Source organism: Moorena sp. SIO3E8, from assembly GCF_010692445.1.
GTDB classification, from domain to species: domain Bacteria; phylum Cyanobacteriota; class Cyanobacteriia; order Cyanobacteriales; family Coleofasciculaceae; genus Moorena; species Moorena bouillonii.
This window is the reverse complement of the sequence record NZ_JAAHHM010000181.1, coordinates 1-10866: the sequence shown is the minus strand read 5'-3', so window position 1 is coordinate 10866 and position 10866 is coordinate 1. Positions and strand designations below refer to the sequence as shown.

Here is a 10866-nt window from a genome sequence, read left to right as displayed (position 1 = left end):
GGGTCAGGCATAGCACAAGTTGTGAAGAGTACAATAGGGTAAGCTGAGCATCGAGTAGGTAAGCAGTTCATCCTTCTATTTTACCATTATCAGCAGCTGCTCAAGTATTTCTGCCGCGCTGCACTAGTTATTTCTGTTCAACTACCGGAAACGCAAACACAGAAACAGTGAAAAGGTATATTGAAAACCAGAAGGGCAAATAACACGAGAGCCGGGATAAATCCCGGTACGCTCCACGCCTACCTAATAAATTAGGTAGCTAACTCTCGCTTGTTAATTCTCTGTTTGGTAAATCCCGAATATGAGTATTAACAAAAGCTAAGCTTAAGGCTTTTAGGTAAGAAAGTCCGACCTGAGGATTGGAACCGAGTAATTCTCTAGGAAACAGGGCAAAATCGTCGCCCGATGCACCACTAGTGGAGAAGTGGTTGCCATCAACAATCATTGCCAGATATTTTTCTGGGGTATTGAGCCAGATGAAGGGGTGAATCTGTTCTGGGACAGTTGGTGCTACTATGTCGTGGCTACCTGCCATAATCATGACTGGCACTTGAATTTTACCCAAGCTAGCTTGACCAAGGGCTGTGCTGGTAATAGGATTAACAGCGATTACAGCTTTGACCCGTGGATCCTGCAAGTTATAGTTAAACGGGGGTAAGCGATTGGCACGGCATTGGAGCAGTACAGATAGATTGAAGGTTGGGTCTTGATCAGGACACACTTGGCGCAGTCTTAAATCATTAATTTCTGCACCTGCTACGGCTAACGCTGTGTAACCCCCGAAGGAATGACCAATCACACCTACCTGTTCCAGATTCAGCTGATTAGCAAAATTAGGGTCAGATTTAGAGAGGTCTTCGAGCTCATCGAGCACATATCGAATATGTGACATACTCCCACACTGAATCAAAGATTATAGTGTGGGCTTCTTACCAACTCCACCCAACGGTATCGGCTTTCGCCGACGCTACGCGAACGGATACTCGGTAAGCTTTATTAACGATACGGGATGCCCCTCCGCACCGGAACAATATAATGAGTTCTATTTTAGGCACGTAGGTGGCGGTTAGCTCTTAATTTGATTTACCCTACTACTTTCATTATAGACGATATAAACGATTTTGAGTTCCCTGCTTGGTAAAAAAACTCTGTCCGCGATTCATCTCACACTTATGCTACGCATGTTCGTTGTGAGGCTTCTCGCGGTTGAAGCTAAATAGGTGAAATGGTTGCGATCTGAGGCAAAGCCATGGGACATGACTACTAAGGGGGCTGGTTTTGGATTGCCTTTGGGTAAGTACAGAGCAACCTCAAACTTGGTTTCTCCGGATAACCCTAGAGGGGATTGACGGCGGCGACCGGAAAGGGTGATGACTTGGTCTGTGAATTGATAAGGACCTGGTTGTTGTAAATCTGCTAACTGGGAGACATTAACGGTATTCTCGGCAGCGGCTTCTAGGGTGGCTTGGTTTGCGATCGCATTCACGGCTGCATCTCGATATCGAAATAGGGTAGCTAGCTCTTTTTGGACATCGAAGATATAGTCAGTATCAATCAACATCCCCTCGGTGGGAAACTGGCGCACTATATTCATTAGAGTTAGACCTTCGGAGTCAGCTGCTGCCAAAACCAGCGCCCCCCGAAGACTATGTAAACCATTGCGACCAGGGTGCGTTTTGATCATCTTTCCCAAACCTTCCAGAAAGGCTTCTCCCATGGGGGATTTACCTAAGCGCGAGATGGCCACAGGACTGATTTTAATCCGCTTTTGGAGTAGCATCCGCAACTGTTCCAAGGCTTCTGGGTTCAGCATTTGGGCGTAGAACTCAAATTCCTTAGTAATTCTGCCCTCATTGGCGAAAATTTCCAGAGATTCCCGGGAAAGGGACAATTTTAACGGACCATAGTTAAAGTAAATGTATTCTGCACTAAGGGCTGGTGTTGGTTTGACTACTGTGGGGAGTATTCCTAAACCAAGGAATAAGCAAGTATATAAAAAACCTAGTAGTTTCTTGGGTTTGGCTTTTGCTTTCACGAGTCTAGTCTTCTCAGTCTTAGGCTTGATGAGGAGGATTATAATACAAACGAAGAGCAATGTATTGTTGAGACTTCTAGTTATAATAATTAATTAATTCAAGTCATCGGTAGGTGAATCATTTGGTCTTGATATTCCTGATCATAAGAACATTGTGCAATTATAATTAACTTTTCAATTAGCTTTCAACTGGGCTTGTCTTTCTGTTTTGATTTTCCTAGGTGTTCTGCTAGCAGTGAGCATCCTACTCCTAGGGCGTGTGATCAATTAAACCAGATTACGGCAGCAGCCAGATCAATTACTTAGCGCGAAAGTTCCCAGGCTCCCTTATCGTAGCGCGTCGCTTACCCTCGATATTGCTTGAGTCGGGCAAGGATTTGAAGGGGTGGTTGACAACCAGTTCGCAATTTGCTAACTTAGTTTACATAAGCACCGAGCGCAGAATTAATTACCTAGTCTCAATCTCTATAACCCTTACATTGTAGGGCTTTGAGTTTTGTAAAATGTGCAATTAATTTTCTGCACCTGCTTAACGACTTACTCAATTTAGTTCTAGAGAGGTATCTATTAGATTGACGAACATAAGCAGGTAAACAAATCTGTAAGCCTTACATTGTAGGGCTTTGAGTTTTGTAAAATGTGCAATTAATTTTCTGCACCTGCTTAACGACTTACTCAATTTAGTTCTAGAGAGGTATCTATGAACAGGACTGCATTGAGACTACTCGTAATGTTCAATAAAACAAAGAATAATCGGCTATTAATTGTCCTATTTAATGGGCAATTTTTTCCGCAAAATCTTTGTATATTGGGCATTACGAGTAGTCTGCGACAACTGGCGATGCCCTTGCTTGTAATGTTATGAGTGTCTTAATGCTCCTTGCCAGGATCTCTCGTTGAATCCTTACTTGGAGATATTAACATGCATACCGTATTCACTTTTTTTGACATCGCTAAGTTTTGGCACAACCACCCGGAATCAAAGGAATATATAGCTGCCTGGTTCAAGCTTTTAGAAACAGGACAGTGGTCTAGCTTTGAGCAAATGCGTCAATCTTTTCCCTCAAGAGAGGGTAAAGAAAGTAACGCTTTATTTACGATTGGATGCGGTCGTTATACCCTTAAAGCTCGTATCAACTTCAAATACAAGCAGATAGTTGTTCGCCATATTATTGCGAACGCGGATTATGATAGACAAGACCTATGAAACCATTCCAAAAAGCTATCTTGATTTGGTAAAAGAACACCCACTTCTTCCCATTGTGTCTGAGGCGGAGGAAGAGGCGGCCAAAAATCTCATTAACTTGCTTCTAGATCTAGAGGCATGGGTTGAGTTAACTGAAGATCAAGATAGTTACCTTGCTACTTTGACTGTACTATTGCACGACTATCAGAGGAAGAAAACATTAATTCCAGATATTCACGGGATTGACTTACTCAAGTTACTCATCAAGGAACATGGATTGCGTCAGCAAGACCTAGTTAGCATTTTTAAGACGAAATCAATTGTTTCAATGATCTTAAGTGGCAAAAGAAATCTAACCGTGGAACATATCCAGAAACTAGCAGATTATTTCAAATGTTCCCCTTCTGCCTTCTTCCCAAGATAAATTTAAGTGTAACCAAGAGAAGGAATTGTAGTTCTTATCCTGGTTACTATCTATTCCCTATACAGGAGATAAAAATTCTGTGGGATGAGTTATTGATTGAAGCTGGTAAACGCCTAGGGTTGATGTTTTTTGGTTATATTGCCAAAGAGGGACTGAAAAGGGTTTTCCAACACAACCCCAACAATAGTGGTCAGTTAATCCCTGACATTCATGGAACCGATTTATTGCGAGTAATTCTGAAGGAGCATTATCTTCAATCTCAAGAAATTATAGATATTTTTGGTTCCGAAGCAACATGTAATTTACTTGTTAGTGGTCAACAAGAATTGACAATTGGACAAATTCAAAAGCTGTCTAAACGTTTGTTGGTTTCACCTATGGCATTTTATCCGTTATAAGAGGATATCTGAAAAGTTTTTTGATACTGCATTTTGCCCCCCTAGCCCCCCAACTTTGGGGGGAACAAGAGTCAATTGGCTTCTAAAAGTCCCTTCCGGTGCGCTTTCCAATGGGCGAGTAAATCGCCCTTGGGTCGCACCGCAAAATTGGGGGACCAACGGGGGCTTGGATGTAGCAAATTAGACTTCTCAGACAACCTCTAAGCTGTTGTGCATTTAAACTGTATATTATTGAAATTAATTAAAAAAGTGGTGCGTTACAGGGTGGGCTATTTCAACTAGGCGCTCAGAGGCGGAAAATCAGGGTTAGCCCACCCCTAACACACCCTACGGGATGGAGGTAATGGATGCCCTACGGGGCGAGAGCGACAATCAAAACTATTGGGAAATTCTCCATCATCTTCCCCATTTCTTTAGTGTTTTAGGAAAAATCGGGCAAATATGACTACTACTTCCACTGGACGCTGGCAATTCTGGATTGATCGAGGTGGTACCTTTACGGACATTGTGGCAAAACGCCCGGATGGGCAGTTGATAATTCATAAGCTGCTTTCAGAAAATCCTGAACGGTACCAAGATGCTGGAGTACAGGGAATTCGAGAGATTTTAGACATCCCTGTTGGTAAGCCGATACCCAGTGATGCCATGGAAGCGATCAAGATGGGAACGACAGTAGCCACCAATGCGTTGTTGGAACGGAAAGGCGATCGCACTGTCCTAGTAATTACTAAGGGCTTCCAAGATGCCTTGCGCATTGGTTATCAAAATCGCCCGAATATCTTTGCCCGTGAAATTGTGCTCCCTGAAATGCTCTATGAACGGGTGATTGAGATAGAAGAACGGTACAGCGCCCAGGGTGAAGAGCTAATCCCCATCAATCTGGCTGGCACCCGCCAATCCTTGCAAGCTGCTTATGATGACGGTATTCGTAGCTGCGCCATTGTCTTGATGCACGGCTATCGCTATCCCACTCATGAACAGCAGATAGCGACCATAGCATTAGAGATTGGTTTTACCCAAATATCAGTATCTCATCAAGTGACTCCTTTGATGAAATTAGTCAGTCGGGGGGATACCACAGTGGTTGATGCCTATTTATCACCGATTCTGCGTCGGTATGTAGATCAGGTAGAACAACAGTTGCAGCTTGGCGGGTTGACCAATGAAGTTTTGGAAAATAACCTTCAACCTACCCGGTCTGAAGGCTTACGGGGAAAAACCTCTGGACTATTGATGTTCATGCAGTCAAACGGAGGACTGGCGGACGCGCAACAGTTTCAAGGCAAGGATAGTATTTTATCAGGACCTGCTGGGGGTATTGTCGGAGCAGTACAGACTAGTCGAATTGCTGGTTTTGAGACGATCATTACCTTTGATATGGGTGGCACCTCTACAGATGTCGCCCATTACAACGGGGAATACGAGCGTACCTTTGAAACTGAGATTGCTGGGGTGCGGTTGCGCACGCCAATGATGGCAATTAATACGGTAGCTGCTGGTGGTGGCTCCATTGTCCAGTTTGATGGTGCCCGTTATCGGGTAGGACCAGAGTCAGCTGGGGCAAATCCAGGTCCTGCTTCCTACGGTAAGGGGGGTCCGTTGACAGTGACCGATTGCAATGTGATGGTAGGGAAGTTGCAGCCAGGATTTTTTCCCAAGGTGTTTGGAGCGGATGGTAACTTGCCGTTGGATGCTGAAGTGGTAAGGCAGAGGTTTGAAGGATTGGTCGAGGAGATTGGGGATAAGCGCAAACCAGAGGAAGTAGCAGCAGGATTTTTAGCGATCGCAGTCGAGAAGATGGCCAATGCCATTAAGCAGATTTCTCTACAACGGGGCTATGACGTTTCCGAGTATACCCTATGTTGCTTTGGCGGTGCTGGTGGCCAGCATGGGTGTTTAATTGCGGAAGCCTTAGGGATTAAGCGAGTGTTCATTCATCCCTTTGCTGGAGTATTGTCCGCTTATGGCATGGGTTTAGCCGATATTAGGGTATTGAAAGAACAGTCAGTTGAGGCTGAGTTAGTAGAGGGGTTGGAGTTAGAGGGAATTTTGGCCAAGTTGGTGGCTCAGGGAATAGAAGAGTTGAATCACAACCATGCCCAGGATCGGAATAGTAACGAGATTGAGGTCATTCGGCGAGTCCATTTGCGCTATGAGGGCACCGATTCAGCTTTGGTTGTTGGGTTTGGTCGGATTGATCAGATCACGGAAGAGTTTGAGCGATTCCATCAACAGCGCTATGGATTTATCGTGCCAGGGAAAACGTTGATGGTCGAAGTGGTTTCGGTAGAGTTAGTAAAGCGGATGGCTATCCCAACAGAACCGATACGATCTCGTGAGACAGGGCAAATGTGTGCTCCCGTTGCCACAGTGCAAATGTATACCGCTAATCGCTGGTGGGATACCCCTGTGTTTAGGCGAGAGGATTGGCAGCCAGGGGATTCGGTGCTGGGTCCGGCATTAATTATTGAGGCAACCGGAACTAATGTGATTGAGCCTGGTTGGAAGGCAGAGGTGAGTGAACGGAATCATTTGATATTAGTTAAATCTGGTTTGGAGGAGCAGCAAGACAACCTGGAAAGCTTGACAAATAGCACTATAGATCAGCTGTCACCAAATACCGTCCAAGCTTCACCCCATCCTGACCCGGTCATGCTGGAAATCTTTAACAATCTATTCCGTTCCATAGCAGAGCAAATGGGGACAACTCTCCAAAATACCAGTTATTCAGTCAATATCAAGGAACGGCTAGACTTTTCCTGTGCGATTTTTGACCAACAAGGGCAATTGGTAGCCAATGCGCCTCATATTCCAGTGCATTTGGGGTCAATGAGTGAAAGTGTCCGCAGCTTGATTGATGCCCATGGTGATAGTCTTAAACCTGGGGATGTCTATGTTCTCAACAATCCCTACAACGGTGGCACTCATCTCCCAGATGTTACCCTTGTTACTCCAGTTTTCCTCAACTCTTCCCTAGGGCTAAAGGAACCTTCTCCCCTCTCCCCTTTATTCTTTGTCGCTTCCCGAGGACACCATGCTGACATCGGTGGTATCACTCCCGGTTCCATGCCTCCTAATAGTACCAGTGTGAAGGAAGAAGGGGTATTAATTGACAATTTCCTGCTGGTTGAGAATGGTAAATTCCGAGAAAATGAAATAACCCAACTCCTGTTAGGGGGTCAATATCCAGTCCGGAATCTGACTCAGAATATAGCTGATTTACAAGCACAGATTGCTGCCAATGAGAAAGGTGTACAAGAGTTACGGCAGATGGTAGCCCACTATGGATTAGAGACAGTGCAAGCCTATATGGGTTATGTCCAAGATAATGCTGAGGAGTCAGTGCGCCGGGTGATTGATGTGCTCACAGATGGCAGTTTCAGCTATGAGTTAGATGGGGGTGCTAAGATTCAGGTCACGATTACTATTGAGCGGGACAGCCGTAGTGCCAAGATTGATTTTACCGGTACCTCGCCTCAGTTAGATAGTAATTTTAATGCACCGTCAGCGGTATGCAAAGCAGCAGTGCTATACGTCTTCCGCACCCTAGTGGATGATGATATTCCCCTCAATGCTGGTTGTCTGAAGCCTTTGGAGGTGATTATTCCCGAAGGTTCTATGCTGAATCCCCGTTATCCAGCAGCAGTGGTAGCGGGGAATGTGGAAACATCCCAAGCAATAAGCGATGCGCTCTATGGTGCTTTAGGAGTGATGGCAGCTTCTCAGAGTACTATGAATAATTTTACCTTTGGCAATGAGCGCTATCAATACTATGAAACCATTTGTGGAGGCTCTGGGGCAGGGGTTGATTTTGATGGCACAGATGCGGTACATACTCACATGACGAATTCTCGCTTAACTGACCCAGAAGTGTTGGAATGGCGATTTCCAGTACTGTTGGAAAGGTTTGGGATTCGCTCTGATAGTGGGGGTAAGGGCGTTCATTGTGGGGGTAATGGCGTAATTCGCCAGATTCGTTTCCTAGAACCTATGACCGCAGGAATTCTATCTGGACGTCGAGTGGTCAAGCCTTTTGGGTTAAATGGTGGTGAAGCGGGTGCTTTGGGAAAAAATTATGTGGAACGGAAGGATGGAACGCTTGAGGAGTTGGGTAGTACTGGGGTAGTGGAAATGAATACAGGTGATGTGTTTGTGATTGAGACGCCTGGAGGTGGGGCATATGGTTTGGATAGTGGTGATAGTGAATCCTAATTGGTAGGGGGCGAATGGGATCGGCACAGCCCATCCCATTGGTTTTTCCTTTGGGTTAAAAGTCTTAACGGTCTAGAAGGTTAATGGTTAGACCAGTAGCAGCACCTTTGACCGCATTATACCAGTTTTCAAAAGTAGCGTCATACTTACAATAAAAACATGACCATATACATTGGCTTTTGCAATCTGTATGTATGTCATGACTTTTGATTTTTGGTATTATCTACCACGGAGCTATTATCAATGATCACGCCAGTGACAACACTAGCAGCAGCACCAAACCCTGCATCTTGAACTAGACTCCCAGCACTGTTACGCCGAGCTCTAGTTCTATTGCGCTTAGCTAGTCCGCTATCATCCCGACACCCTACCTAATCAGGTGGGTGTCGGGATGATAGCGGGGCAATGAAGTGAAACGTAATTGCCAACTAAGACTCTTTCGGTTCAGGGAAACGAGCTATCAAGCTCCTGAGTAGTTCGGAGCAGGTTATCCCCCTCCGATTGACCTTTGGTCACGCTACGCGAACAGCTTCCTGTTGAAGTTGCCTTTTCTCAAAGCTAGTTAACCTAATCATTAAATTTTTATATTTTATTTTGCATTCATACATGTAAATACGTTTACTATACTAATAATAGGTCGAAAAACAGCAAACAGCAACAATGAGAGCAGCGTATCAGTACCGATTAAGGCTAACCAAGTCACAAGAGGCAGAGATAGAGATATGGTTGGATATGCTCCGACATCAATACAATTTTCTGCTTGCTGATAGATTCAACTGGTATGAACAAAACCGCTGCTCTATTAACTCCTGTCCTTTGGTCTGCCACCTTCCAGAGTTAAGAAATAATCCTGATTATTTTTCCCAAAAGAAGACTCTTCCAAGATTAAAACAGGATAGACCTTGGTACAAGGTAGTCCAATCTCAAGTCTTACAGGATTGCGTCAAAAGAGTAGATATAGCCTTTAAACGTTTCTTAAAGGGTGACATTAACGGTAAAAAGAGCGGTAGACCGAGATTTAAGGCCAAAAACAGGTATAAATCTTTTACTTTCCCATCCCTCTCTAATAACCCCATAAGCGGTAATGTTTTAACTCTTCCAAAATTCGGAAAAGTCAAGATGATTTATCATCGACCTATTCCAGAAGGGTTCAAGATAAAAACCGCCACCATAACCCGAAAAGCTGACGGTTACTACGTCACGCTGTCTATCCAGAACGACTCCGTTCCGGATATCATCCCAGTAGATAGTGTTTCTAATCCTATTGGGATAGACATGGGTCTAAAGTCTTTCTTAGTCAAGTCCGATGGCTCTGAGGTACCAATTCCTCAGTATTATAAAAAAGCTCAGAAGCGACTTAAAAAGATTCAAAAGGCTGTCAGTAGATCAAAAAAAGGCAGTAATAACAGAAAAAAGGCTGCTCTAAAACTGGGAAAAGCTCACAAAAAGGTAGCTGACACCCGTAAAGATTTTCATTTCAAAACAGTTAAAGAGCTACTAGATAGTCACGACCTGGTAGCTCACGAGAAACTAAACATTAAAGGTTTGGCCAAAACAAAAATGGCCAAATCTATCCTAGATGCTGGTTGGGGTCAATTCCTCTCAATCCTGTCAGTCAAAGCCGAGAATGCTGGACTGATAGCGAAAGGAGTTAACCCTAAAAACACTAGTCAAAACTGTTCTAATTGCGGCACAAAAGTACCTAAAAAACTGAAAGACCGCATTCATTCCTGCCCTCATTGTGGATATGTTGCTAACAGGGATGTAAATGCGGCGATCAATATATTAAATTTGGCGGTAGGGCATTCCGTCAGTAGTAAAGCTGTGTGATTCGTTGGCTATAAACCTTATCCATAAAGGATTTGGGGGACTAGCCGCAAGGGTCAAACCTTGATAACTTGAAAACCATGTTGGTGAAATACCAACCCTCGTGAAATCCGAGTGACAGCCTTACCCCTAATCACTGAGAACTAACAAGCTCTAGGTTAAAGCGGGGTCGAACAGCGAAGCACTGTCAGCCCAAGATGGTGTTAGTAGCAGGCAAAGAACTCATGAGTACCACAAGGAAGATATGCCAAACCATCGTAATGCTGACGTAGCGAAAGAAAGGCTGATACGCTACAGACAAAAGTCAACGGAATAAACAGGATTATAAGATTAGCTTTTCTTATAATGATTTCCCTAAATTCCCGGTGGAAAGTATCACTCTAAAAGTTCAACAGAATGGTTTTCAGGAACGAAGTAACCCCCATAGGCACTCTTGAAGAGGTCGGTCTTCAAGTAGGTAGTTAACCGCAAGTCCTATGAGGGAGAGATTGAGTCAAAAGCAAAAGCCTAGAGTAATATTTAGGATACGCTGACAGACTCACGTGATAGGAAAAGGTATAGCTATAAGTAGCAATCAATATGTCTAAAACTCGGGGGTTCTCCCCACAGTCGGAATGGAATCAGGTCAATTGGCGAAAGCTAGAACGAACTGTATTCAAGTTGCAAAAACGGATATACCAAGCCTCTCAACGTGGTGATGTTCGAGTGGTAAGAAAGCTGCAAAAGACTCTGATGAAGTCCTGGTCAGGAAAAATGCTAGCGGTAAGGAAGGTAACCCAACAAA

At 44.3% G+C, this 10866-nt stretch carries 8 protein-coding genes; 6 read left to right on the top strand and 2 right to left on the bottom strand.

What is annotated here, in order from left to right; all coding sequences use genetic code 11:
- Window positions 1-259: 259 nt before the first annotated feature.
- Together F6K46_RS35240 and F6K46_RS35235 are read right to left on the bottom strand one after the other, a co-directional pair.
- Complete coding sequence (locus F6K46_RS35240; RefSeq protein WP_293067016.1) at window positions 260-892, bottom strand: hypothetical protein; 633 nt, start codon at window positions 890-892, stop codon at window positions 260-262.
- 267 nt (window positions 893-1159) lie between these two features.
- On the bottom strand, window positions 1160-2035 hold the full coding sequence (locus F6K46_RS35235; RefSeq protein ID WP_293067019.1) for an alpha/beta hydrolase: 876 nt from the start codon (window positions 2033-2035) through the stop codon (window positions 1160-1162).
- Window positions 2036-2957: 922 nt separating this feature from the next.
- Between F6K46_RS35235 and F6K46_RS35230 the strand changes: the two genes are divergently transcribed.
- The 6 genes from F6K46_RS35230 to F6K46_RS35205 form a co-directional block, all read left to right on the top strand.
- On the top strand, window positions 2958-3242 hold the full coding sequence (locus F6K46_RS35230; RefSeq protein ID WP_293067021.1) for a type II toxin-antitoxin system HigB family toxin: 285 nt from the start codon (window positions 2958-2960) through the stop codon (window positions 3240-3242).
- The gene (locus F6K46_RS35225; RefSeq protein WP_293067024.1) at window positions 3223-3645 is read left to right on the top strand and encodes a helix-turn-helix domain-containing protein; all 423 of its coding nucleotides are present in this window, start codon (window positions 3223-3225) and stop codon (window positions 3643-3645) included. The genes F6K46_RS35230 and F6K46_RS35225 overlap by 20 nt, the downstream gene beginning before the upstream one ends.
- The gene (locus tag F6K46_RS35220; protein ID WP_293067026.1) at window positions 3615-4043 is read left to right on the top strand and encodes a hypothetical protein; all 429 of its coding nucleotides are present in this window, start codon (window positions 3615-3617) and stop codon (window positions 4041-4043) included. The genes F6K46_RS35225 and F6K46_RS35220 overlap by 31 nt, the downstream gene beginning before the upstream one ends.
- Window positions 4044-4484: 441 nt before the next feature.
- Window positions 4485-8255, top strand: a complete 3771-nt coding sequence (locus F6K46_RS35215; RefSeq protein ID WP_293067028.1) for a hydantoinase B/oxoprolinase family protein — start codon at window positions 4485-4487, stop codon at window positions 8253-8255.
- A gap of 660 nt (window positions 8256-8915) precedes the next feature.
- On the top strand, window positions 8916-10085 hold the full coding sequence (locus F6K46_RS35210) for a transposase (RefSeq protein WP_293067030.1): 1170 nt from the start codon (window positions 8916-8918) through the stop codon (window positions 10083-10085).
- Between the two features lie 576 nt (window positions 10086-10661).
- Window positions 10662-10866, top strand: a 205-nt coding sequence (locus tag F6K46_RS35205; protein ID WP_293067033.1) for a reverse transcriptase N-terminal domain-containing protein, incomplete at its 3' end; no start/stop codon positions are given.

Coding starts and splice junctions, on each gene's coding strand:
- F6K46_RS35240 (WP_293067016.1), bottom strand. CDS start 892: ATGTCACATATTCGATATGTGCTCGATGAGCTCGAAGACCTCTCTAAA.
- F6K46_RS35230 (WP_293067021.1), top strand. CDS start 2,958: ATGCATACCGTATTCACTTTTTTTGACATCGCTAAGTTTTGGCACAAC.
- F6K46_RS35225 (WP_293067024.1), top strand. CDS start 3,223: ATGATAGACAAGACCTATGAAACCATTCCAAAAAGCTATCTTGATTTG.
- F6K46_RS35220 (WP_293067026.1), top strand. CDS start 3,615: ATGTTCCCCTTCTGCCTTCTTCCCAAGATAAATTTAAGTGTAACCAAG.
- F6K46_RS35215 (WP_293067028.1), top strand. CDS start 4,485: ATGACTACTACTTCCACTGGACGCTGGCAATTCTGGATTGATCGAGGT.
- F6K46_RS35210 (WP_293067030.1), top strand. CDS start 8,916: ATGAGAGCAGCGTATCAGTACCGATTAAGGCTAACCAAGTCACAAGAG.